The organism is Aquabacterium olei (genome assembly GCF_003100395.1).
Classification (GTDB): Bacteria; Pseudomonadota; Gammaproteobacteria; order Burkholderiales; family Burkholderiaceae_C; genus Aquabacterium; species Aquabacterium olei.
The window spans coordinates 1,299,451-1,321,655 of sequence record NZ_CP029210.1 but is presented as its reverse complement, the minus strand read 5'-3'; the positions used below and the strand labels follow the sequence as shown (position 1 = coordinate 1,321,655).

Below are 22,205 nucleotides of genomic sequence, written 5' to 3'. Positions count from 1 at the left end.
GGCATCAGGACGCGGCCTTGTCGGTGGCCTCGGCCGGCATGTGGCGACTCAGGTAGACCCCTTGCAGCAGCGTGAACACCAGCGTCAGGCCGAGGCTGCCCCAGAGCTTGAAGCTCACCCAGATGTCGGTCGGGAAGTTGAAGGCCACGTACAGGTTCAGCACGCCCATGCCGGCAAAGAAAGCCACCCAGGCCCAGCCCAGTCGACGCCAGACGGCATCCGGCACCTGGATCTGGCCGCCCATCATCTGATTGAGCATCTTTTTGCCCAGCACCACCTCGGTGATGAACAGGCCGGCACCCATCACCCAGTAGATCGCGGTCGGCTTCCACTTGATGAAGGTCTCGTCGTGGAACCAGAGGGTCAGCCCGCCCAGCACCACGACGATGCCCAGGCCGATCCACAGCATGCGGTCCACTGGCTTGCGCAGGGCCTTCAGCACCACCACCTGCAGCAGCGTCACCACGATGACGACCACGGTGGCCAGCAAGGTGGGGGCCTCCGTGGGCCCCACGGCGCCGCCGGACACGGCAAAGCCCAGGTACTGCGTCATCCATGCCGCGGCCTGCTCCCGATGGCCTTCGCCCCACTTGAAGGCGATGAAGAACAGGATGATGGGGAGCAGGTCGAACAGGATTTTCATGGGGGTCTCAGGGCTGGCGCGGCTCGAAGTCTAGCGCGGCGGAATTGATGCAGAAGCGTTCACCCGTGGGGGCCGGCCCGTCATCGAACACATGCCCCAGGTGGGCGCCGCAGTTCTGACAACGCACCTCCACCCGGGTCATGCCGTGGCTGGTGTCGAGCACGCGCTCGACCCGGGCCTGTTCGGTAGGCTGCCAGTAACTGGGCCAGCCGCAGCCTGCGTCGAATTTCGTTTCCGATTCGAACAGCGTGACACCGCAGCACACGCATTTGTACTGCCCTTCAGCGAAGTGATCCCAGTAGCGGCCGGTGAACGCCCGCTCGGTGGCCGCATGGCGGGTGACCTCGTAATCGAGCGGCGCCAGCTGGGCCCGCCACTCGGCATCGGTTTTCTTGACCTGGTAGTCGTCGCTCATGGTGATCCGTCCTTGGTACCGCGCGGGCTGTGCCGCATGTGGCGCAGTGTAGACAAGCCCCCCTGTCCCTGGGGAAGGGCGGGTTGATGCCCCCTGCCGGTCGCCTAACATCGGTGCTCGTTTCCCCCAAGCCCTCAACCGGTGCCAGTCGTGGACGTCATCCTGTTTGTCAAAGCCGCCCTCATGGGCATCGTGGAAGGGCTCACCGAGTTCCTGCCCATTTCCAGCACCGGACACCTCATCCTGGCCGGCTCGCTGCTCGACTTCGGCCACAGCGCCGGCGCCGACAAGGCCAAGGTGTTCGACATCGCCATCCAGACCGGCGCCATCTTTGCCGTGGTGCTGGTGTACTGGCAGCGCGTGAAGGACACGGTCACCGGCCTCACGAGCGAGCCGAAGGCGCAGCGCTTTGCGCTCAACGTGCTGATCGGCTTCGTGCCGGCCATCATCCTGGGGCTGCTGCTCGGCAAGGCGATCAAGACGCATCTGTTCACGCCCACGGTGGTGGCCATCACCTTCATTGCGGGCGGCCTCCTGATCCTGCTGGCTGAGCGCATGGCGCTGAGCCGCCCTGCCCCGCGCGTGCAGACGGTGGACGATCTGACCCCGATGGACGCGCTGAAGGTGGGCCTGGTGCAGTGCCTGGCGCTGGTGCCGGGCACGAGCCGCTCGGGCGCGTCGATCATCGGCGGGATGATGCTGGGCCTGTCGCGCAAGGCAGCCACCGACTACAGCTTCTTCCTGGGCATCCCGACGCTGATGGGGGCGGGCGTCTACAGCCTGTACAAGGAGCGGCACCTGCTGTCGCTGGCCGATCTGCCGCTGTTCGGCACCGGCCTGGTGTTTGCCTTCCTGTCGGCCTGGGTGTGCGTGCGCTGGCTGATCCGCTATGTGTCCAGTCACAACTTCAATCCGTTTGCCTGGTACCGCATCGCCTTCGGCATCGTCATTCTGGTGACGGCGCACTTCGGCTGGGTGACCTGGGCCGAGTGACGCAGCGGGGCTGGGCACAATACGCGGATGTCTGCGCGTGAAGAAGCCCTCGTCATCCTGCTGAACCCCGATCCGGCCACCAAGGCCGACGCCGCCCGGCGGCTGTATGCGCGCCTGGGCGGCGATGCGGCGCAGGTCGCAGCGGCCGGCGACGCGGCTTTGCCCGACGTGCCAGGACTCAGCGCAGACGATTGCGTCCCCCCGCTGCGGCTGAGCGCGGCGCAACAGGCCGCCATGCCGGGGCGCCCGGAACGCCCTCACCTCGTGCCGGCCAAGCAGGTGCCCTCGCGCTCGCCCTTCACGCTGGAGGGCCGCGCGGCGCTGCTGCATGCGATCTGCCACATCGAGTTCAACGCGATCAATCTGGCGCTGGACGCGTGCTGGCGTTTTGCCGGCATGCCGGTCGCGTTCTACCTCGACTGGCTGCGCGTGGCGTCGGAAGAGGCTTTGCACTTCAGCCTGCTGCGCGACCACCTGCGAACGCTGGGGCATGACTACGGCGACTTCGACGCGCACGACGGCCTGTGGAGCATGTGCGAGAAAACCAGCGACGACATCCTGGCCCGCATGGCCCTGGTGCCCCGGACGCTGGAAGCCCGCGGGCTGGACGCCACGCCGCTGATCCAGGACAAGCTGACCCGCGCAGGCGATCTGGAGGCCGTGCGCATCCTCGACATCATCCTGCGCGACGAGGTGGGGCACGTGGCCATCGGCAACCGCTGGTTCCACCGGCTGTGCCTGGAGCGGGGGCTGGATGCCGTCAGCCTGTACCCGGAGTTGGTGCGGCGTTATGAGGCGCCGCGGTTGCGGCCGCCCTTCAACGAAGCTGCGCGCAAGGCCGCCGGCTTCACCGATGACGAACTGGCGTTTCTGCTGGGGGTGGACTGATCGAAGTCGGGAGCAACGGGCGGTGCAGACGCACGATGACTTCGCCCGTTGTGCCGCGCACCGCCGCAGCCAGCGTGTGGCGATTCAACTCGGCGTAGAAGGCCTCGGTGGCACCGCCCAGCAGGCCCTTGAGCTCGCACTGGCCGCGCAACACGCACGGGGGCTCACCGCAGTTGATGAGTTCGTCCGTGCGCTCCAGCGTGCGCACGACATCGCCCAGCCGATAGGCCTCGGCGGGCCGGGCCAGGCGGATGCCCCCGCCCTTGCCGCGCAAGTTCACCAGCCAGCCTTGCTGCCCCATGAACTGCACGACCTTGGTCAGGTGGTTGTGGGCCACGTCGAACCGTTCGGCAATCTCGCCAATGGTGGTGACCTCGCCTGGCGATGAACCGGACAGGTACATCAGGACGCGCAGGCCCAGGTCCGTGAATCGTGTCAGCTGCATTCGACGCTCTCGTGCTCTGAATCAGCGAGCATAACCAAGGCAGGACGCAGCCGACACGGGCCCGCCGGATCAGGCCGTGACGCCACCCGTGCCGAAGGCTTCGGCATGGATGCGTTCGGCCGGCACACCGCGGCTGCGCAGGGTACGGATCTGCTCGGCCATGAAGCCGGCCGGCCCACACACGTAGTGGTCTGCATCCGCCGGCAGCAACGGCGTGCCCGTCAGCGCGGCAAGGTCCAGGCGCCCCACCGCGTGGCGCTGCACAGAGCCGGCATCCTGTCCATCCGCGGCGGACTCGTGAACGATCCAGGCCTGTCCGTCGGGCAGCTGCTCGATCAGTTCGCCCACCCGGGCACCAAAGGCCTGCACCCCAGCGTGGCGTGCGGCATGCAGGAAACGCACCGGCCGACGTGAACCGGTCTGCACCAGCCGCTCCAGCATGGCGACCATGGGCGTGATGCCCACCCCGGCGCTGACCAGCACCACCGGGCTGTCGCGGTCTTCGTGCAGGTAGAAATCGCCGACTGGCGGCGCGACCTCGATCAGATCTCCCTCTTTGACTTGCCCGTGCAGGAAGTTGGACACCATGCCTTCGGCTTGCTGCGCCGGATCGCGTTCACGCTTGACCGAGATGCGCAGGTGGTCTTGCCCGGGGGCGCACGACAGGCTGTACTGGCGCGGCTGGCGATAACCCAGCTCGGGCACCACGACGCGAACGGAAACGTACTGCCCCGCGCGGTAGTGCGGGACCTTGCCGCCGTCGGCCGGCGCCAGTTCGAACGAGGTGATCTCTTCGCTTTCCGGCTGCTTGCGACGGATGCGGAAGGTTCGCCACCCGGTCCAGCCGCCCTCGCGCGTGGCCGATTCGTCGTACAGCGCACGCTCCATGCCGACCATCATGTCGGCCAGCTGGCCGTAAGCCGCGGCCCAGGCGTCGATCAGTTCCGGGGTGGCCGCCTCGCCGAGCACTTCGGCGATGGATGCCAGCAGATGGCGGCCCACGATGGCGTAGTGCTCGCTCCGGATGCCGAGGCTGACGTGCTTGGCCGCCACCCGCTCGAGCACAGGCACCAGCACACCGGGGTTGTCGATGTGCTGGGCATAGGCGGCCACGGCCATGGCCAGCGCCTGCTGTTGCGCCCCATTGCGCTGGTGCCCCTGGTTGAACACCTCGCGCAGTTCAGGGTTGTGCTGGAACATGCGCGCATAGAAGTGGGTGGTGAGGGCCACCCCGTGCTCCTGGAGCACGGGGGCGGTGGCCTTGACGAGGGTTCGGGTGGTCTCTGGCAACATCGTGAGGGATCCTTTCTTGAAGATGCATTATGCATGCATGTTCAAAAAAGGGCTGACACCCCTATGCCGTGAAGGGTCCGAGGCTGACGCGCATCAAAACCATGCTGCCCGATGGAGCGGGACACTGAGGACGTGCGCAAACGCTTTCCCATCAATCCCCCCCACCCCGAGCGAGTGTGCTGGGGCTGCGACAGATACTGCCCTGCGGGCTCGATGGCCTGCGGGAATGGCTCGGATCGCACGGCCCATCCGGCGGAGCTGTTCGGGCCGGACTGGGACACATGGTCACCGCCGCAGGAAGGCGAGGCCCTGGCCCCCAAGGCGCAGGGCGAGCACTGAGAACGTGCGCTGGATCAGGCGTTGAGCCACCGCGCCATGCCGGCGGTGTGCCAGCGTGTGCGATTGCGCTCGAACATCAGGACGTCTGCCCGGCCCTGAAGGTCGCGCAGGATTGCCGCACGTTGTGCCGGGTTGGCCGCCATGAGGGCCGCGCCACGGCCATTGACGGCAGCCCCATCGCGGGCCACCAGAACCACGCCGTGCGGCCCTTGTGTCGGCATGCCGGTTCGGGCATCGAGGATGTGGTGATAGCGCTGCCCGCCACGCTCGAAGCACCGCTCGTAGTCCCCCGATGAGACCACCACGCCGTCGCGCAGCGTGACCACACCGGCGATTCGCTCGGGCGCGTGCGCGTCCCGGATGCCCACACGCCAGTCACGCCCCTGCCACCGCCCGGCGGTGATCACATCCCCTCCGCCGTTGATCTGCGCGTTCTGCACACCGTGCAGGCGCAGCACGGTCATGCCGGCCTGGAGGATGGGCAACTTGGCGATGCCGCCAAGGTCGAGCAGCATGTGCGGCCGACGCAGGAAGGCCGTGCCATGGTCGGTGTCGAGCACCACGTCGCGGTGGTCGACCAGCGAGCGCGCTTGCGCGAGCTCCGCACGCGTCGGCATGGCGGCCTGCGCTGCGTCGAAGCGCCAGCCGGCGTACGCCCCCACCGTGATGTCGAAGGCCCCGCCACTGACGCGGGACAGCGACCGGGCTTCGTTCAGCACATGCATCACGTCGGGCGTGATGCGGACTGGCGTGCGACCGGCATGCCGTTGCAGCACAGCGACCACACTGTCGGGCTCGTAACGACTGAGGTTGCCCACCAGGCGCCCCATCTCTGCCCACGCTGCCTGCATCGCGTTCTCACGCAAGGCGGCATCGTGGTGCTGCACGGTGATGTCGACCCGGGTGCCCATCATCGTGCGGCTGTCGTGGCTGGCAGCGCTGTGCGCCGAAGCCACGCGGGCGCCACAGAGCGGAATCAGCAGCGTCGCGCCCAGCCACTGCCTGCGCGTCAGACCAAGCTGTGCAGCCATGGCATTCAGCGCGACTGCGCCACCATGTAGTCAACCGCGGCCTTGACCTCTTCGTCCTTCAACGCGGGGCTTCCCCCCCGCGGCGGCATCATGCCCTTCGCCCCCGTGAAGCCTTCAAGGGCGTGCTGGTAAAGCGCGCCTTCGCCCTGTGCAAGGCGCTGGCCCCAGTCGGCCTTGTCCCCGGGCTTCGGCGCGCCACCCACCCCGGCTGCGTGGCACATCGCGCAGGTCTTGCCATACACGCTCTTGCCCAGCGTGTTCTCGGCCACTGGAGCCGGCGGCGGGCTAGCTTCGGTGGCGGTCGCGCTGGCCGACGGCGTGTTCTGGGCGGCGGCAGGCGCCTGTTCCTGCTTGCTGCAAGCCATGAGGCTCAGCGCGGCCAGGGTGATCAGGGTCAGTTCTCGAATGTGCATGGTGCGTCTCCACAAGCGCGGTTCAGTCGCCTGATTCTGGAACGCCGCCGACTGCGCCGCCAAGCGCATTTCCTCAGAAGCCGCAGGCCTTGTTGGACCTTGGTGAATCTTGAACTGGTTCAAGGACACCGCGCCTCGGGACTCCGACGATGCGGATGCTTTTTGCAAGTCACATCCGCCGCCATGTCGATCCTTCGCCTCGTACGTCGCCTGCCCACCTGGGTCGTGGTGGTCGTGCTGATGGCATGGGGACACAGCATGGCCGCCCCCTTGTTCAGGCCGCTCACGCTCGACACCATCTGCCGCGGTGGTGGGGCGATCGTCAGCGTGGTCAAGATCGATCAGGACGCCCCGGGTGGGGCCGCGCACCAGCACGGCCAATGCGGCCAGTGCATGCCATCGGACGCCTCGCCGCCGCCCTTTTCAACGACGCCACCCAGGCTCGTGCGCACCGCGTCGGTCGCGGTCACGCTGCCTTCTTCTCCCGCTTTTCACCAACGCCTTGTGCCACCACCGGCACGAGGTCCTCCTGCCGTCTGAGTCAAGCCAAACAAAAGGTTGTCATCATGAAAGACCAAGAGATCAAGAAGCCGCAGAACCCCGAGACCATCGGTCAGGGACGCCGTCAGTTCATGAGCCGCGCTGCGCTCTCGGGCCTCGCCCTGGGCGCCGTGGCCTGCACGGACAAGGGCGTGGGCGCAGCCCCGGCGGCATCGGCCGCGGGGTCAGGCCCTGCGGGCAACGCAGCCGAATCCGGCGTGCACATCAAGCCCGGTGAGCTCGACACCTACTACGGCCTGTGGAGCGGCGGCCACACCGGCGACATGCGCGTGCTGGGCCTGCCGTCCGGCCGCGAAATCCTGCGCATCCCCGTGTTCAACCCCGATGCGCTCGTGGGCTGGGGCATCACCAACGAGTCCAAGAAGATCATGGGCACCAAGCCCGATGGCTCCTTGCGCTACACGGTCGCCGACACTCACCACACGCACGCGTCGTACAAGGATGGCAACTACGACGGCCGCTATGCCTGGGTGAACGACAAGATCAACTCGCGCATTGCCCGCATCCGTCTGGACTACTTCGTCTGCGACAAGATCACCGAGTTGCCCAATGTGCAGGGCTTTCACGGCATCTTCCCGGACAAGGCCGACCCGGTCGACCCGAAGATCAACTACACCACGCGCGTGTTCTGCGGCGGCGAGTTCGCCATCCCGCTGCCCAACAACGTCGGCACCGACGACGACAGCAAGTACCGCTCGATGTTCACGTGCGTGGACGCCGAGACCATGGAAGTGCGCTGGCAGGTGCTGATCGACGGCAACTGCGACCTGGTGGCCACCTCGTACGACGGCAAGCTCGCGGCCACCAATCAGTACAACATCGAGATGGGTGCGCACTATGAAGACATGATGTCGGCCGAACGCGATGCCTGCCTGTTCTTCAACGTGGGCCGCATCGAAGCCGCCGTCAAGGCCGGCAAGTTCAAGACCATCGGCGACTCCAAGGTGCCTGTGGTGGACGGCACGCGCGAGGCCAACAAGGACCCCAAGACCGCACTGACCGCTTATGTGTCCGTGCCCAAGAACCCGCACGGCGTGAACGCCAGCCCCGATGGCAAGTACTTCATCTGCGCCGGCAAGCTCTCGCCCACCGCGACCGTGATCGAACTGGCCAAGGTGCTGGACTATTTTGAGGGCAAGCTGGCCGAGATCGACAAGGCCATCGTGGCCGAGGTCGAGCTGGGCCTGGGCCCCCTGCACACGGCCTTCGACGGCCGCGGCAATGCCTACACCACACTCTTCCTGGACAGCCAGGTGGTGAAGTGGAACGTGGACGCCGCCATCAAGTTCCACGCGGGCGACAAGAGCGCCAAGTACGTGGTCGACCGCCTTGATGTGCAATACCAGCCTGGCCACTTGAACGCCAGCCACTCGGAGACCAAGGCTGCCGATGGCAAGTACCTCGCCGTGGGTTGCAAGTTCTCCAAGGACCGCTTCCTGCCCGTGGGCCCGCTGCACCCCGAGAACGAACAGATGATCGACATCTCGGGCGACAAGATGAAGTTGATGGCCGACCACCCGGTGCGCGGCGAGCCGCACGACTTCATCATCTTCAAGCGCGACATCGTCAAGCCCAAGCAGATCTACTCGCACGACGACTTCCCGCTGGCGATCCGCGATCCGAAGGAATCGGGCGTGTTCCGTCAGGGCAAGAAGGTCACGGTCAAGCTGACATCACAGGCGCCCGCCTTCAGCCTGCGCGAGTTCAAGCTCAAGAAGGGCGATGAGGTCACGCTGATCCTGACCAACCTGGACAAGGTCGAAGACCTGACCCACGGCTTCGCGATCCCGAAGTACAACGTGAACTTCATCGTGAACCCGCAGGAGACGGCCTCCGTCACGTTCATCGCAGACAAGCCTGGCGTGTTCTGGTGCTACTGCACGCACTTCTGCCATGCCCTGCACCTTGAAATGCGCACGCGCATGATCGTCGAGGCATGATGTTTCACACAGTTCGTTCCTGCTGGGCTCGCCTGGTGCTGCGCACGCTGGCTGCACTGGCCCTTCTGTCCCTGGTGTCTGTTGCGCAGGCTGCAACGGGTGCTTATGAGGCAGCCCTGCCGGACGATCTGGGCACCGTGCGCGACCTGTGCGCGCACGTGCCATGCCATGACGTGTTCCCCGGCGCGAAGAGCTTTTCCGAGCGCACGGGACAGCCGCCCTATGTGCAGGCCTATGGTGAGGCCGTGGCCGGCAAGAAGCCGTTGCTGGGTTACGTGATGCTCTCCACCGACATCACGGACACGCCGGCCTATTCCGGCAAGCCGGTGGTCACACTGATCGGCATGGACATGCAGGGCCGGTATGTGGGGGTCAAGGTGCTCAAGCACTCGGAGCCCATCCTGCTGCTGGGCATCCCTGAGTCGGCGCTGATCAAGTTCAACAACCAGTACCTTGGCAAGTCCGTCAAGGACAAGATCGAAGTCGGCCCCTCGCGGCCTGATGAAGGCGTGCTGGGCGTCGACGCCATCTCGGGGGCCACCGTCACCGTCATCGCCCAGAACCAGGTGATGCGCTTGTCTGGCGCGGCAGTCGCGCGGCAGGTGGGCATCCTGGCACCCGATGTGCGCCCCGCCGCACGCTTTCACACCACGGGCCAACGCTGGTCCTGGCCTGAGCTGGTCAAGATGGGCGCGGTGCAGCGCCTGCTGGTCAAGCCTGAACAGGTCGGTCTGGCGCGTGGCAGCGAGCCTTTCATCGAACTCTGGTTTGGCGATCTGAACCAGCCCGATCTGGGCGCAAGCCTGCTGGGTCAGGATGGCTGGGCCAGCCTGCACGGGCAACTGAAGGAAGGGGAACGCGCCTTCTTCGTCATCCGCACCGGCGGTGAAGAATCCTTCAAGGGTTCGGGCTTTGTGCGCGGCGGTATCTATGACCGTGTCCAGATCAAGCAGGGGCACGACGCCTACACGTTCCGTGACCTGGACTACCTCAACCTGTACGGCCTGAGCGCCCAGGGCGCCCCCGACTACAACGAATCGGCCATCTTCATCGTTCGGGCCAAGGGCTTCTCGGCCGCCTACCCCTGGAAGCTGAGCTTCATGGGCAACCGCGTGGACCGCGCCACCGGCGCGCGCAGCTTCGCCAGCTTCGATGCCCGCTACTGGCTGCCGGCCGAGATGCTCGAAGGCGGCCGCCCCGAAGTGACGGAAGACGAGGCACCGTGGCAGCGCGTGTGGCGCACCCGGGCCGTGTCCATCGGACTCTTCGTGGCGCTGCTGGTGGCGGTGACCATCGTGTACGCGATGCGTGAACGGCTCACGCGCCTGTCCACCCACAAGAACAAGTGGCCCGTCAACGCATTCAAGTACAGCGCATGGGCCCTGAGCATCGTGTTCGTGGGCTTCGGTGTCATGGCACAGCCCAGCATCACGCAGGTGCTCACGTGGTTCCACTCGGTGCTGTTCCAGTGGACGTGGTCCCTGTTCCTGTCGGATCCGTTCATCTTCGTGTTCTGGATCTTCATCATCCTGACCGTGTTCCTGTTCGGACGCGGGCTGTTCTGTGGCTGGATGTGCCCCTTCGGATCGCTGTCGGAGGCGCTCTACAAGATCGGCAGCAAGGTGGGACTCCAGCGCTGGCAAGGCCACCTGCCACGCCCGGTACACGACCGACTCAAGTGGCTCAAGTACGCAGTCTTCTTTGGCCTGCTGACGGTGTCGATGTTCTCCATGGGCCTGGCCGAGATGCTGGCCGAGGTCGAGCCCTTCAAGACGACGTTCCTGGTCGGCATCCACAACCGCGCCTGGCCTTATGGCTTGTTCGTGTGCGTGCTGCTGGGTGTGTCGCTGTTCATCGAACGGCCCTATTGCAAGTACATCTGCCCGCTGGGCGCCGCCCTGGCCATGCCCAGCACCTTCCGGTGGTTCGGCCTGCGCCGCAAGCAGGACTGCAACAGCTGCAAGGCATGTGCGGTGGGCTGCGGCTCGCTGGCCATCGACGATAAGGGCCGCATCGACCATCGCGAATGCCTGCATTGTCTGGATTGCATGGTGCTCTACACCGACCAGCACGGCTGCCCGCCGCTGTCGAAGGAGCGCAAGCGCCGTGAACGCGATCGCCTGCTGATCACCCCGATCGGCGAAAACGGCTACTTCATCCCCATCGCGGCCGAGCCAGTGCGCATGAGCGACAAGGTGGCGCAGGGGCCGGATCCGCGCTGGCCCACCGACGCTGTCACACCTCCGTACGCCACCGGCACACGGGGCCTGCGCTGGGCCATGCTGGAAGTACGAGACCACCTGTGGCCCTGGAGCCGGGACGGCTGGCGCCACCACCGCGCACTGCAGATCGCGGGGCTCTCGCTGGCCATCGTGGCCAGCGTGGCGTGGTTGCTCGCTGCCACCGGGCGCCTGTCGTCCGGCGCGCTGATCGGCTGGTGGTTCGGCTGGAGTGTGTACGAAGTGCTGATCCGCATGGGAGGCCGCCGCTACGTCAAGGACGGCCCGTGGTGGCAGGCGAACTACCGACATGCCTCCTGGATGGACATGCTGAGCTACGTCGGCTTCAAGAACCTGCTGGTCGGGGCCACGCTGTTCCTGGTCCTCAAGGCGATGGGCTGGCTGGGGTAAGGCCGTGCTGCATCGCCACGCTCTGACCGTCGTGCTGACTGGGCTGCTGTCGCTCGGCACCATGGCCGCTCATGCCGCCACTGTGCGCGTGCATGCTGGCGAATCGATCCAGGCCGCCATCGACCGCGCGCGCCCTGGTGACGTGCTGGAGATCGAAAAAGGCCGCTACAGCGGGCCGGTGCGCGTGGACCGGCCCCTGACCCTGCGAGGCCTGCAACGACCCACGCTGAGCGGGGGATTCGAGGCGGACACCATCCGGGTCACGGCCCCCGATGTCCTGATCGAAGGCCTGATCGTGCGCGACTCCGGCCACAGTCTGAAACACCAGCATGCGGGCATCTACCTTCAGCCCGGCGCACACCGCGCCGTGGTGCGCGGGTGTGATCTGACCTACAACCTCTTCGGCCTGTGGATCGAGAAGGCCAACGACGTGCGCATCGAAGGCAACGTCATCACCGGCCTCCGCGAGCTGAACTCCGCTCAGCGGGGCAACGGCATTCAGCTCTACAACACCACGGGCGCCCGCATCCTGAACAACCAGATCAGCTTCGTGCGCGATGCGCTGTACATCGATGTGTCGCATCGCGCCGAGTTCAAGGGCAACAAGCTGCACCACAGCCGCTACGGCAGCCACTACATGAACTCGTACCACAACCTCTGGGAGGGCAATGACAGCTACCGCAACCGCGGTGGCCTGGCCTTGATGGAGGTGCGAGATCAGGTTGTGCGAGGCAACCGCACCTGGGCCAACGCGGACCACGGCATCATGCTGCGCACGCTGCAGGACTCCTTGATCGAGGGCAACGTGGTGGCCGACAACGAGCGCGGCCTCTTCATCTACGACGTCGAGTACGCCACGCTTCGCGGCAACCTCGTCATCGGCAACCGAACGGGCGTGCACCTGGCCGCCGGCTCGACCCGCAACGTGGTGCAGGGCAACGACTTCATCGCCAACGGCGAGCAAGTCCGCTACCTGGGCTCACGCGATGAGCGATGGGGCCCTGCCCCGGGACAGCCCGGTGAGCTGGGCAACCACTGGAGCAACTACCTGGGCTGGGACCGCGATGGCAACGGCCTGGGCGACGTGCCCTACGAGGCCAATGACCTGGTCGACCGCCTGCAATGGCGCTATCCCACGATGAAGCTCCTGCTCGGCAGTCCGGCCGTGCAGGCCTTGCGCCTGCTGAGCCAGCAGTTCCCTGTGCTGCGTGCACCCAGCGTGGTCGACCCCAGCCCTCGCCTGCGTCCCCACCATACCGAATGGAGCCACTGGCTTGACCCCTCCCGACCCTGACCCCATCACCCTGCGGCAGGTGCGCAAGCACTATGGCGCGGTCCATGCCGTCGACGGCGTCGACCTCGATGTGCGACGCGGCGAACTCTTCGGCCTGATCGGGCACAACGGTGCAGGCAAGAGCACGCTGTTCAAGTTGATGCTCGGGCTCATCGCGCCCACCTCCGGCGAACTGCGCGTGGCGGGCAGCCCGGTGCATGGCTCCGCATTCCGCCATGCCCGCCGTCGCATCGGCTACCTGCCCGAGAACCTCGTGCTCTACGACAACCTCAACGGGTTGGAAACCCTGCACTTCTTCGCGCGACTGAAGGGCGCACCGTTGACCTCGTGCCAGCCACTGCTTGAGCAGGTGGGCCTGAAGGACGCCGCTTTGCGACCCATACGCGGCTACTCCAAAGGCATGCGCCAGCGCCTCGGCTTTGCGCAGGCCTTGCTCGGCGAGCCCCACCTGCTGTTTCTTGACGAACCCACGACGGGGCTCGATCCCGCCGCCACACGTGACTTCTACGCGCAGCTCGATGTCCTGCGCGGACGTGGCGTCACCATGGTGATCACCTCGCACATCCTGGCCGAGCTGGAGGCCCGTGTAGACCGACTCGCCATCATGGCGAGCGGCCGCGTGCTGGCGTGCGGCAGCGTGGCCGCCTTGCGTGAGCAGAGCAGCCTGCCGCTCACGATCGACGTGCGGGCTGCCCCCGGCGCCGCCACGGCACTGATCGAGCGGCTTGCCGCCCTGCAGCCGACCGCAGTCGCTCTGCAGGCCGAGGGCTTCAAGGTGACCTGCGCCCGCGCGCTGAAGCTGCGCGTCCTGCAGGTGCTCATGGCGAGCGGCACCGGCGTGGACGATGTGCAGATTCATGAACCCTCGCTCGAAGACCTCTTCTTCGGTCTCCGGAGGGCCGCATGAGTGCCACCTGTCTACTCGAATGGCGCCAGATTCGCGCGCTGGCACGCAAAGAGTTCAGCGACCGCCTGCGCAACCGCTGGGTCATGGTCGTCGCCCTCGTCTTCACGGTGGCCTCGCTGCTCATCACCTACTTCGGCGCTGCCGCGCAGGGCCAGGTCGGCCCCACCTCCATCGAGCTCACGATTGCCAGCCTCGTCAGCCTGGTCATCTACCTGGTGCCGCTGATCGCGCTGTTGCTCGGCTTCGACGCCATCGTGGGCGAACGCGAGCGGGGCTCACTGGATCTGCTGCTGTCGCTGCCCATCACGCGGCAGGAGCTGCTGCTCGGCAAGTACCTCGGCCTCGCGATGGCGCTCACGCTGTCCACCCTGGCGGGCTTCACGCTCGTGGGCGGGCTGCTGTGGCGCCAGTTCGGGTGGGCGGGCCTCTACCACTACGCCGGCTTCGTGGCCAGCGCCTGGATGCTCGGCCTGACCTTTCTGAGCCTGGCGGTGCTGATCTCGGTGCTGGCACACGACCGCGCCCGCGCCTCGGGGCTCGCCATCATGCTGTGGTTCGCCCTCGTGCTGGTGTTCGACTTGTTGCTCCTCGGTGTGCTGGTGGCCAGTGCTGGCCGGCTGGGTGGCGAGCCCCTGCCCTGGCTGCTGCTGTGCAACCCGGCCGACCTCTTCCGCATCCTCAATGTGTTCTCGCTGGACGACATGCGCACCCTCTACGGGCTGACCAGCATCGTGCCGCCCGCCCTCGCCAATCCCTGGCTGCTGGGCGGCGCCATGCTCGCCTGGATTGCCGCGCCACTCGGTCTGGCTGCCTGGAGATTCCGACCATGATTCCCCGCCGACAATTCCTGCTGCTGGCCGGTGCTGCCCTCGTCCTGAGCGCCTGCGAACGCCAGCCTGACCAGGTTATCGCCGCCGCCGAGATCGAAGCCGGCTCGACCTGCGACCTGGACGGCATGCTGCTGGCCGATTACCCCGGCCCCAAGGCGCAGATCCATTACCAGGGCGATGCCCAGCCGCACTGGTTCTGTGACACGGTGGAAATGTTCTCTGCACTACTCAAGCCCGAGCAGACCCGCCCCATCCTGGCGGTGTACGTGCAGGACATGGCCAAGGCCGACTGGGACCAGCCGCGCGGCCACTGGTTCGACGCCCGCAAGGGCTTCTATGTGCAAGGCAGCAAGCGCCATGGCTCCATGGGCCCCACGCTGGCCAGTTTCACCAGCGCGGCCGACGCCCAGGCCTTCGCCGGTCAGTTCGGTGGACGGGTGCTGAAGTTTGCCGACGTCACCCCGGACATGGCCGACCTCAGCGGCGGCGCCCAGCACGACGGCCGGATGTGATGCACACCCCCGTGGTATCGGCCCTCCGCCGGCCACATGTCAGATGGTGGCTCGCAGGCGGCGCCCTGTTGGCGGTTGCCACGCTCATGCCGGGCTCTGGCGCGGTTCGATCCGCCTCGGTTGCCCCGCCATCGCCAGCGGAGGCCGATGTGTGCCGCAGCATCCTGCCGCACACCTACGACGCCCGCTCCGGCCTGCCCCGCCATGCCGCCCGCCCCATCCCGCAGGACGCACGCTGCCCGGTGTGCGGCATGTTTCCGGCGCGCACGCCGCGCTGGGCCGCCCAGCTCATCTTCGACGACGGGGCGGCCTACTTCTTCGACTCGCCGGTGAGCCTGCTGCTGTACCTGCAGGACGTGGGGCGCTACAGCCGGGGACGCCTGCACACCGAGGTGCGCGCCAGCTACGTTCAGGACTTCGAAACCGGCACCTGGCTGCCCCTCGATTCGGCCTGGTTCGTTCACGGCTCGGACGCGCTGGGACCCATGCGGGCCGGCAACCTGCCGCCATTCCGCACACGGTCCGACGCCGAAGCCTTTGCCCGACGCCACGGCGGCCAGATCCTCTCGGCGGCCCCATTGCGGCGCGCGCTGCCCGACGCGCTGCGCAGGCAGGCCCCCCATCGACACGGCGCCCGTCCGCCCGGTCGCTGAAAGCACCGACAATCGAACGGCCCCGGCTTCTCCCTGCATGGCGATGTACAGCACCGTTCTCCTTCTGCACATTCTGGCCGCCACCGTCTGGACGGGCGGTCACCTCGTCCTCGCCACCACCGTGCTGCCGCGGGCGCTGAAGCAAGGCGATGTCCGCATCCTGCTCGATTTCGAGTCGGCATACGAACGCATCGGCATGCCTGCGCTGATCATTCAGGTGCTGACCGGCCTCTGGATGGCGCACACACTGGTGCCCGACATGGGGCGGTGGCTGTCGCTGGCCGACCGGCCCGCCACGCTGGTGGCGGCCAAGCTCGCGCTGCTGGCCGTGACGGTGCTCACTGCGCTTGATGCCCGCTTGCGTGTTATCCCCCGCCTTACGGCACAGACCCTGCCCGCCATGGGGCGCCGCATCGGCATCGTGACGGTGACCTCGGTGCTGTTCGTGGTCGTTGGCGTGTCGTTCCGGGGCGGGCTCTTTGCGTGAGCCACCGCGGCCAGGCCGCGCCTAACCGCGCGGATGATGCTGGCTGTGCAGCTGGCGCAGGCGCTCCCGCGCCACGTGCGTGTAAACCTGCGTGGTCGAGATGTCGGCGTGGCCCAGCAGCATCTGCACAACACGCAGATCGGCGCCGTGATTCAGCAGGTGCGTGGCGAACGCATGCCGCAAGGTGTGCGGCGACAGGGGCTGCGTGATGCCGGCCAGCATCGCGTACTTTTTGATCAGCTTCCAGAACATCTGGCGGGTCATGGGACCACCACGCGCGGTCACGAACAGCGCATCGCTCACCTGCCCGCCAAGGATCACCGCCCGGGCCTCGGCCAGGTAACGGCGCAGCCAGTCGCCGGCCTCGCCACCAAAGGGCACCAGCCGCTCCTTGCTGCCCTTGCCAGTGATGCGCAGCACGCCGTCGTCCAGCCCCACATGCACCGACTTGAGCTCGACCAGCTCGCTGACACGCAGGCCGCTGGCGTACATCAGCTCGAGCATGGCCCGGTCGCGCAACCCCAGACTTTCATGCACATCGGGGGCGTTCAACAGCGCTTCGACCTGGCTCTCGGTCAGCGTGCCGGGCACCCGCATGCGTTGACGGGGCGCATCCATCCGCACGGTCGGGTCCTGCGATGTGAGGTGCTCGCGCACCGCCCAGCGGTAGAAGCGTCGGAACACGCTCAGACGCCGACCTGCCGACGAGGGCTTGGTCACGCTGTGACGTGCCAGGGTGTAGCCCAGCAAGTCGGTCTCGGTGGCCGACACCAGCGTGCGCCCGATTTCTTCATGCGCCAGCCAGTCGGCCAGCGCCTGCAGATCACGACGGTAGGCGCCCAGGGTGTTGGCGCTCAGGCCGTCTTCCAGCCACAGCGCGTCAATGAAGCGGTCGAGGTGCGGATCAGACACCGCCACGCATCATCCCCTGCTTCATGCGTGCGTCCACCGGGTTGTCGCCCACGAAGATCTTCATGACTGCACGGTAGAGGTCTTCACCCGGAATGGCCGTACCCACCGGGCGGTCGTTGTGCTGCAGCAGCACGCCGCGGCCCGGCACGTAGTCGAGGTCCAGCGTGTCGCCCACCTTCAGGTCTCCAACACCGTCCAGATGCGTGGCCAGCGTGGTGAGGCGGCTTTCGAGGCGTTGCTGCACCTCGGCCGGCTCATGCTTGTGCACGCGCTTGAGCAGCGACCGGGTCAGCTCCTTGCTGGGCGCATCGAGCATCACCTGCAGGCGGATGCGCTTGGGACCGGGCATGGCCAGCGCCTGGGCCGTGTCCCGGGTGGGGGCGCTGAGGTAGAGCCCCGCCACAAAGGCCTTCACCCACGCCACGCCACGCAGACCAAGGCCATTGAGGCGCAAGGTGCGGTCGGCCAGCACCAGGGTGTCGTCAAAGCGTTGGCCCTCCAGTGTGGCCGCCTGGGCCGGCGCGAACACACCTGCCGACAGCAGACCCACGCCACCCACGCACAAGGCGAGCGACCAGCGTCGGATGCACTGCAGCGAACGGCTTCGGGATGAGGTCAGGGACACGGAGTCTCCAGCAGCGGACATGCATCCTCCAACGCGGAAGGGGCACCGCGGGCTGACACAGCGGACCCGCTGGCTGTGTGAAGTCATGTCAAGCCCGCATCGGGCCTGGGCGACATTCCGCCATTATGTCGGGCAGGCGCCGGCCCTGCAGACCGGGCCCGATCACCCCTGCGGGTGATCGGTGAACCGGCCGCTCAGTCCGCGCGCTCGAACACGGCCATGCTCTCGACGTGCGCCGTGTGCGGGAACATGTTGACCGCGCCCGCGGCCGTGCAGCGGTATCCCGCCTGATGCACCAGCAGCCCGGCATCCCGCGCGAGCGTGGCCGGGTTGCAGCTGACGTAGACGATGCGCTGCGGGCGCTGCCAGTCCGGCACGAGCGTCGGATCCTGGTGCAGGTCGGCCAGGGCCTTGGCGAGGGCGAAAGCACCTTCTCGCGGGGGGTCGACCAGCCAACGCGTGGCGTGGCCATAACCGGCCAGTTCCTGCGGCGTGATCTCGAACAGGTTGCGGGCCACAAAACTCGTCCGCTCGGCCACCCCGTTGGCCACGGCGTTATCGCGGGAGCGGGCCACCAGGGTCTCGCTGCCCTCAATGCCCAGCACTTCGCGGGCCTGCGTGGCCAGCGGCAGCGTGAAGTTGCCCAGACCGCAGAACCAGTCGATCACACGCTCGTCGGGCTGCACGGCCAGCAGGCGCAGCGCCCGGCCGACCAGCACCTGGTTGATCGCATGGTTGACCTGCGTGAAGTCGGTGGGCTTGAACGGCATGGTGATGCCGAATTCGGGCAGCGTGTAGTCCAGCGTGGGCGCGGTCTCGTCCAGCGGATGCACGGTGTCGGGGCCCTTGGGCTGCAGCCACCACGACAGGGTGGTCTGGCCGCCTTCGGCCGGGCTGTGCGTGGCGGCAAAGTCCTTCAGGCGTTGCACGTCGGCGGCGCTCAGCGGCTCGAGGTGGCGCAGCACCAGCACGGTCACGCGCGTGCCCACGGCCACTTCGATCTGCGGCAGGCGGTCACGCCCGTCCATGGCGCCGATCAGCTCGCGCAGCGGCACCAGCAGGCGGCTCACATGCGGGGGCAGCACCTCGCAACTCGTCATGTCGGCCACATAGCGGGACTTGCGCTCGTGGAAGCCGACCAGCACGGTGTTCTTCTTGGCCACATAGCGCACCGACAGACGGGCGCGGAAACGGTAACCCCAGGCCGGGCCTTCAATGGGGCGCAACAGGGTTTCGGGCTTGACCTTGCCCAGGTGCCAGAGGTTGTCTTCCAGCACACGCTGCTTGACGGCCACCTGGGCGCTGGCGTGAAAGTGCTGCATCTTGCAGCCGCCGCACAGGCCGAAGAAGGTGCACCGGGGCGTGACACGCAGCGGGCTTTCGCGGCGGATCTCGGCCAGCGTGGCCTGCTCCCAGTTGTTCTTGCGGCGCCCGACGTTGACGCGCACGACCTCGCCGGGCAGCGCGTCTTCGATGAACACGACCTTGCCGTCTGCCCGGTGGGCCACGCCCTGGGCATCCAGATCAAGCGATTCGACGGTGAGCCATTCCTGGCCGGGTGCAACCGGCGGGAGGCTGATGGCCGGCTGCACGGGCGCCGGCGCTTCGGTGACAGGGGTTTCGGGAGAGGCACTCATCCCGATATTGTCTCAGGACTGGCCCGGCTCTTCGGGCCGGCCAGCCCTGCGCGCGCTCAGCGAGCCGGCAATTGTTTGGCCGGGTCGATGGGCTTGCCCTGCTTGCGGATCTCGAAGTGCAGGTTGACGCGGTCGGCGTCCGTCGAGCCCATCTCGGCAATCTTCTGGCCGCGGCGCACCGACTGGTCTTCCTTGACCAGCAACGTCTGGTTGTGCGCGTAGGCCGTCAGGTAGTCGCCAGTGTGCTTGATGATGACGAGGTTGCCATACCCGCGCAGGCCCGAGCCTGCGTACACCACGCGACCGTCTGCCGCGGCAAACACCGGGTCACCGGCCTTGCCGCCGATGGCCAGGCCCTTGCGCCGGCCTTCTTCGAAGCCACCCAGCATCGGGCCCGCGGCCGGCCAGGTCCAGTTGGGCTCGTCCGTGCCGCTGTCGCGCGGCTTGTCCTTGCCGGCATCGGCCGCCGAAGCAGGTTGCCCGCCCGACGCGGCACCGGCCGCTGCGCCCGAGGCGGCGGCAGAAGCTGCGCCACTGGCGGGCTTGGCGGTGCCGGGCAGGGTCTTGCTGTCCAGCGGGCGGGCCTCGATGCGTGAAGGCGGCGCCAGCGGCTTGGCCGAAGCCACCGCCGAGGCGGAGCCCGGGTCGGCCGTCGGCGGTACCACGCGCAGCACCTGTCCCACCTCGATGAGGTTGGGGTTCTCGAGGCTGTTCCAGGCCGCGAGGTCGCGCCAGTTCTGACCGGAGTCGAGGCTGATGCGGATCAGCGTGTCGCCGGGCTTGACGGTGTAGTAGCCCGGCTTGCCGGCGTTTTCCGCGCCGGGCAAGGCCTTGGCAGGCGCCGTCGTGGATGGAGCCGAGGGGGAGCCCGTGGGGCGTGAGCGCTCTTCGACGGGCGCCTTGTGGTTCGTCGAGGCGCAACCGGCCAGGACGAGCAAGGCCGCCGTCGTGGCCGCCAACCTGAATGTAGAAATCATGTGCATGGGACGCTGTGGAGCCCTGATCGTTCCAGGGCCACGAAACATCATGTGGTGCCGGATTTTAGTGGCACGAACAGGACGGCCCCGGCGCGGCGGGTCTGGTAGGTGCCGTCTGCCAGTCGATCGACGATGGTCAGCACCTGTGCGCCGGGTCGGCCGTCGTCCACCGGGGCCACCAGCCGGCCTCCGGGCGCAAGCTGGTCGAGCCAGGCCTGGGGCAAGGCCTGCCCTCCGGCGGCGGCGATGATGGTGTCGTAGGGCCCACCTGGCGCGTGGCCGAGCATGCCGTCGCCAAACAGCAAGCGGATGTCGACGCGCGTCGGCAGGGCGGGCTCGACCGCGTCGAGGTGGGCGCGGGCCTTGACGTGCAGTTCGCGCACCCGCTCGATCGAGACCACGCGGCGCGCCAGCAGCGCCAGCAGGGCTGCCTGGTAGCCGCACCCGGTGCCGATTTCGAGGCACACGCCCAGCGGCCGGGCCGCATCGCGCGCCACGGGCCCGTCAGGCCGCTCGCACAGCAGCTGCATCATCGCCCCCACCACCGAGGGCTTGGAAATCGTCTGCCCCAGCCCGATGGGCAGACTGGTGTCTTCATAGGCCTGGTTGACCAGGGCCGTGTCGACGAACTGATGGCGCGGCACAGCGGCAAAGGCGGCCAGCACGCGCGCGTCGGACAGGCCATCGGCCTTCAGCCGCTCCACCATGCGGGCGCGCACCCGCACGGAATCGAGCCCCACGCCGCCGGGCGTGTGCGCGCGTCGGCGGTCCTGCTCGGCCTGCGCCAGCGGGGTCTGCGGCCGCAGCACCTCGCGGGCGGCCACGGTCGGGGTCGCGCGGGACGCGGCCGGACGCGCCGTCGCAACCTGATTCAGCTGCAGCGGAAAGCGGCGCGGCTTGTCCGAGTGGCCGTGGCTCATCGTTGGCCGGCCCAGCCCTGCCAGACGGGCATGCGCTGGTGATCCGTCATGTCGACCTTCAACGGCGTGATCGACACCCGGCCGTGGCGCACCGCATGGAAATCGGTGCCCTCGCCTTCTTCGCGCGCCTCACCGGCCGGGCCGATCCAGTAGAACAGGTCGCCCCGCGGGTTCGTCTGCGGCACGGCGGGAAAGCTGGCATGCCGGCGCCCAAGCCGGGTGATGGCCCAGGGCAGCGTGTCGGCGTCATCCCGGTTCGGGATGTTGACGTTGAGCAGCCAGGGCGATTCGGCCGGGGGGTGGGCCAGCACGTGCTCGATGATGCGGCGCGCGGTGCGGGCAGCGGCATCCAGGGCGTGCCAGCCCTTGACCACCTGCGAGAACGCGATCGCCGGCACGCCGAAGAGATATCCCTCGGTGGCCGCAGCCACGGTGCCGGAGTACAGGGTGTCGTCGCCCATGTTGGCGCCGTTGTTGATGCCCGAGAGCACCAGATCGGGCTTGGGAATGAGCCCTGCCGTGAGCGCCAGGTGCACGCTGTCGGACGGCGTGCCGGTGACATAGCGGAACCCGTTGGCCGCCGTATGCAGGCTCAGCGGCTGGTGCAGCGTCAGGGCATTGGAGGTGCCACTGGCGTTGCGCTCGGGGGCAAACACGTCGATCGTGCCCAGACCCTGGCAGGCTTCCACCAGCGCGGCGATGCCAGGCGCCAGGTACCCGTCATCGTTGGCAATGAGAATTCGCATGCTTGCATTGTAGGAGCGCAACGCCCCGCAGCACGGCGCCCCCTGATTCGGTGCACCGGGTGTCCGCCGAACCCAGGCTTGCATGTAAAGTTACCGGGTACACATCTCCCCACT

24 protein-coding genes are annotated in these 22,205 nt (G+C 67.4%); 12 read left to right on the top strand and 12 right to left on the bottom strand.

The window, feature by feature from the left end:
- Nucleotides 1–4: 4 nt before the first annotated feature.
- Both DEH84_RS05920 and msrB read right to left on the bottom strand, forming a co-directional pair.
- Complete coding sequence (locus DEH84_RS05920) at nt 5–643, bottom strand: septation protein A (RefSeq protein ID WP_109035643.1); 639 nt, start codon at nt 641–643, stop codon at nt 5–7.
- A 7-nt stretch (nt 644–650) separates the two neighbouring features.
- A complete protein-coding gene (msrB, locus tag DEH84_RS05915) occupies nt 651–1,058 on the bottom strand; it encodes a peptide-methionine (R)-S-oxide reductase MsrB (protein ID WP_109035641.1) in 408 nt (135 codons plus the stop codon).
- 183 nt (nt 1,059–1,241) lie between these two features.
- Here msrB and DEH84_RS05910 point away from each other — a divergent pair, with 183 nt between their 5' ends.
- Both DEH84_RS05910 and DEH84_RS05905 read left to right on the top strand, forming a co-directional pair.
- Nucleotides 1,242–2,051: an undecaprenyl-diphosphate phosphatase gene (locus DEH84_RS05910; RefSeq protein WP_425429007.1), complete on the top strand. Its 810-nt coding sequence runs from the start codon at nt 1,242–1,244 to the stop codon at nt 2,049–2,051.
- Nucleotides 2,052–2,078: 27 nt separating this feature from the next.
- Nucleotides 2,079–2,939: a ferritin-like domain-containing protein gene (locus DEH84_RS05905; protein ID WP_109035638.1), complete on the top strand. Its 861-nt coding sequence runs from the start codon at nt 2,079–2,081 to the stop codon at nt 2,937–2,939.
- Here the strand turns inward: DEH84_RS05905 and DEH84_RS05900 are convergent.
- Nucleotides 2,899–3,384 (bottom strand): Rrf2 family transcriptional regulator, encoded by a 486-nt coding sequence (locus tag DEH84_RS05900; RefSeq protein ID WP_109035636.1) that lies wholly within the window; start codon nt 3,382–3,384, stop codon nt 2,899–2,901. The two genes, DEH84_RS05905 and DEH84_RS05900, sit on opposite strands and share 41 nt — an antisense overlap.
- Nucleotides 3,385–3,453: 69 nt before the next feature.
- A complete protein-coding gene (gene hmpA / locus DEH84_RS05895; protein ID WP_109035634.1) occupies nt 3,454–4,677 on the bottom strand; it encodes an NO-inducible flavohemoprotein in 1,224 nt (407 codons plus the stop codon).
- A gap of 111 nt (nt 4,678–4,788) precedes the next feature.
- Here hmpA and DEH84_RS05890 point away from each other — a divergent pair, with 111 nt between their 5' ends.
- Nucleotides 4,789–5,016 (top strand): DUF3079 domain-containing protein, encoded by a 228-nt coding sequence (locus DEH84_RS05890; protein WP_425428993.1) that lies wholly within the window; start codon nt 4,789–4,791, stop codon nt 5,014–5,016.
- A gap of 14 nt (nt 5,017–5,030) precedes the next feature.
- Here DEH84_RS05890 and DEH84_RS05885 read toward each other — a convergent pair whose 3' ends face one another.
- Complete coding sequence (locus DEH84_RS05885; protein ID WP_109035632.1) at nt 5,031–6,047, bottom strand: FAD:protein FMN transferase; 1,017 nt, start codon at nt 6,045–6,047, stop codon at nt 5,031–5,033.
- Nucleotides 6,048–6,052: 5 nt separating this feature from the next.
- Nucleotides 6,053–6,460, bottom strand: a complete 408-nt coding sequence (locus DEH84_RS05880; protein ID WP_109035630.1) for a c-type cytochrome — start codon at nt 6,458–6,460, stop codon at nt 6,053–6,055.
- 183 nt (nt 6,461–6,643) lie between these two features.
- Here DEH84_RS05880 and DEH84_RS19080 point away from each other — a divergent pair, with 183 nt between their 5' ends.
- The 9 genes from DEH84_RS19080 to DEH84_RS05840 all read left to right on the top strand — a co-directional run bounded on the left by DEH84_RS19080 (nt 6,644) and on the right by DEH84_RS05840 (nt 16,274).
- Complete coding sequence (locus DEH84_RS19080) at nt 6,644–7,000, top strand: DUF2946 family protein (RefSeq protein WP_159098880.1); 357 nt, start codon at nt 6,644–6,646, stop codon at nt 6,998–7,000.
- Between the two features lie 26 nt (nt 7,001–7,026).
- Nucleotides 7,027–8,961, top strand: coding sequence for a TAT-dependent nitrous-oxide reductase (gene nosZ / locus DEH84_RS05875; protein ID WP_109035628.1), 1,935 nt, complete (start codon nt 7,027–7,029; stop codon nt 8,959–8,961).
- A complete protein-coding gene (locus tag DEH84_RS05870; RefSeq protein WP_109035626.1) occupies nt 8,958–11,591 on the top strand; it encodes a NosR/NirI family protein in 2,634 nt (877 codons plus the stop codon). Before nosZ ends, DEH84_RS05870 begins: the two co-directional genes overlap by 4 nt.
- 61 nt (nt 11,592–11,652) lie before the next feature.
- Nucleotides 11,653–12,885, top strand: a complete 1,233-nt coding sequence (locus DEH84_RS05865) for a nitrous oxide reductase family maturation protein NosD (protein ID WP_109038240.1) — start codon at nt 11,653–11,655, stop codon at nt 12,883–12,885.
- Entirely contained in the window at nt 12,866–13,792 is a 927-nt protein-coding gene (locus DEH84_RS05860) for an ABC transporter ATP-binding protein (protein WP_109035624.1), read from the top strand. The genes DEH84_RS05865 and DEH84_RS05860 overlap by 20 nt, the downstream gene beginning before the upstream one ends.
- Nucleotides 13,789–14,622, top strand: a complete 834-nt coding sequence (locus DEH84_RS05855; protein ID WP_109035622.1) for an ABC transporter permease — start codon at nt 13,789–13,791, stop codon at nt 14,620–14,622. The genes DEH84_RS05860 and DEH84_RS05855 overlap by 4 nt, the downstream gene beginning before the upstream one ends.
- Nucleotides 14,619–15,134 carry a nitrous oxide reductase accessory protein NosL gene (locus DEH84_RS05850; RefSeq protein ID WP_109035620.1) on the top strand — a complete coding sequence of 172 codons (516 nt, stop codon included), beginning with the start codon at nt 14,619–14,621 and terminating at the stop codon, nt 15,132–15,134. The genes DEH84_RS05855 and DEH84_RS05850 overlap by 4 nt, the downstream gene beginning before the upstream one ends.
- Nucleotides 15,135–15,283: 149 nt before the next feature.
- Nucleotides 15,284–15,787: a nitrous oxide reductase accessory protein NosL gene (locus tag DEH84_RS05845; protein ID WP_245932696.1), complete on the top strand. Its 504-nt coding sequence runs from the start codon at nt 15,284–15,286 to the stop codon at nt 15,785–15,787.
- Nucleotides 15,788–15,830: 43 nt separating this feature from the next.
- Nucleotides 15,831–16,274: a CopD family protein gene (locus DEH84_RS05840; protein ID WP_109038239.1), complete on the top strand. Its 444-nt coding sequence runs from the start codon at nt 15,831–15,833 to the stop codon at nt 16,272–16,274.
- Nucleotides 16,275–16,295: 21 nt separating this feature from the next.
- Here the strand turns inward: DEH84_RS05840 and xerD are convergent, their stop codons facing one another.
- The 6 genes from xerD to surE all read right to left on the bottom strand — a co-directional run bounded on the left by xerD (nt 16,296) and on the right by surE (nt 22,091).
- Entirely contained in the window at nt 16,296–17,192 is an 897-nt protein-coding gene (gene xerD / locus DEH84_RS05835; protein WP_109035616.1) for a site-specific tyrosine recombinase XerD, read from the bottom strand.
- Nucleotides 17,179–17,811, bottom strand: coding sequence for a chalcone isomerase family protein (locus tag DEH84_RS05830; RefSeq protein ID WP_159098879.1), 633 nt, complete (start codon nt 17,809–17,811; stop codon nt 17,179–17,181). The genes xerD and DEH84_RS05830 overlap by 14 nt, the downstream gene beginning before the upstream one ends.
- A gap of 194 nt (nt 17,812–18,005) precedes the next feature.
- Entirely contained in the window at nt 18,006–19,448 is a 1,443-nt protein-coding gene (rlmD, locus tag DEH84_RS05825; RefSeq protein WP_109035613.1) for a 23S rRNA (uracil(1939)-C(5))-methyltransferase RlmD, read from the bottom strand.
- A gap of 56 nt (nt 19,449–19,504) precedes the next feature.
- A complete protein-coding gene (locus DEH84_RS05820; RefSeq protein ID WP_245932695.1) occupies nt 19,505–20,431 on the bottom strand; it encodes a peptidoglycan DD-metalloendopeptidase family protein in 927 nt (308 codons plus the stop codon).
- 41 nt (nt 20,432–20,472) lie between these two features.
- Entirely contained in the window at nt 20,473–21,345 is an 873-nt protein-coding gene (locus DEH84_RS05815; protein WP_109035611.1) for a protein-L-isoaspartate O-methyltransferase family protein, read from the bottom strand.
- The gene (surE, locus tag DEH84_RS05810) at nt 21,342–22,091 is read right to left on the bottom strand and encodes a 5'/3'-nucleotidase SurE (protein WP_109035609.1); all 750 of its coding nucleotides are present in this window, start codon (nt 22,089–22,091) and stop codon (nt 21,342–21,344) included. Before surE ends, DEH84_RS05815 begins: the two co-directional genes overlap by 4 nt.
- Nucleotides 22,092–22,205 lie beyond the last annotated feature (114 nt).

Bases quoted from the DNA above. Each gene is read 5' to 3' on its own strand.
- DEH84_RS05920 (WP_109035643.1), bottom strand. From the start codon at position 643: ATGAAAATCCTGTTCGACCTGCTCCCCATCATCCTGTTCTTCATCGCC.
- msrB (WP_109035641.1), bottom strand. From the start codon at position 1,058: ATGAGCGACGACTACCAGGTCAAGAAAACCGATGCCGAGTGGCGGGCC.
- DEH84_RS05910 (WP_425429007.1), top strand. From the start codon at position 1,242: ATGGGCATCGTGGAAGGGCTCACCGAGTTCCTGCCCATTTCCAGCACC.
- DEH84_RS05905 (WP_109035638.1), top strand. From the start codon at position 2,079: ATGTCTGCGCGTGAAGAAGCCCTCGTCATCCTGCTGAACCCCGATCCG.
- DEH84_RS05900 (WP_109035636.1), bottom strand. From the start codon at position 3,384: ATGCAGCTGACACGATTCACGGACCTGGGCCTGCGCGTCCTGATGTAC.
- hmpA (WP_109035634.1), bottom strand. From the start codon at position 4,677: ATGTTGCCAGAGACCACCCGAACCCTCGTCAAGGCCACCGCCCCCGTG.
- DEH84_RS05890 (WP_425428993.1), top strand. From the start codon at position 4,789: ATGGAGCGGGACACTGAGGACGTGCGCAAACGCTTTCCCATCAATCCC.
- DEH84_RS05885 (WP_109035632.1), bottom strand. From the start codon at position 6,047: ATGGCTGCACAGCTTGGTCTGACGCGCAGGCAGTGGCTGGGCGCGACG.
- DEH84_RS05880 (WP_109035630.1), bottom strand. From the start codon at position 6,460: ATGCACATTCGAGAACTGACCCTGATCACCCTGGCCGCGCTGAGCCTC.
- DEH84_RS19080 (WP_159098880.1), top strand. From the start codon at position 6,644: ATGTCGATCCTTCGCCTCGTACGTCGCCTGCCCACCTGGGTCGTGGTG.
- nosZ (WP_109035628.1), top strand. From the start codon at position 7,027: ATGAAAGACCAAGAGATCAAGAAGCCGCAGAACCCCGAGACCATCGGT.
- DEH84_RS05870 (WP_109035626.1), top strand. From the start codon at position 8,958: ATGATGTTTCACACAGTTCGTTCCTGCTGGGCTCGCCTGGTGCTGCGC.
- DEH84_RS05865 (WP_109038240.1), top strand. From the start codon at position 11,653: ATGGCCGCTCATGCCGCCACTGTGCGCGTGCATGCTGGCGAATCGATC.
- DEH84_RS05855 (WP_109035622.1), top strand. From the start codon at position 13,789: ATGAGTGCCACCTGTCTACTCGAATGGCGCCAGATTCGCGCGCTGGCA.
- DEH84_RS05850 (WP_109035620.1), top strand. From the start codon at position 14,619: ATGATTCCCCGCCGACAATTCCTGCTGCTGGCCGGTGCTGCCCTCGTC.
- DEH84_RS05840 (WP_109038239.1), top strand. From the start codon at position 15,831: ATGTACAGCACCGTTCTCCTTCTGCACATTCTGGCCGCCACCGTCTGG.
- rlmD (WP_109035613.1), bottom strand. From the start codon at position 19,448: ATGAGTGCCTCTCCCGAAACCCCTGTCACCGAAGCGCCGGCGCCCGTG.
- DEH84_RS05820 (WP_245932695.1), bottom strand. From the start codon at position 20,431: ATGCACATGATTTCTACATTCAGGTTGGCGGCCACGACGGCGGCCTTG.
- DEH84_RS05815 (WP_109035611.1), bottom strand. From the start codon at position 21,345: ATGAGCCACGGCCACTCGGACAAGCCGCGCCGCTTTCCGCTGCAGCTG.
- surE (WP_109035609.1), bottom strand. From the start codon at position 22,091: ATGCGAATTCTCATTGCCAACGATGACGGGTACCTGGCGCCTGGCATC.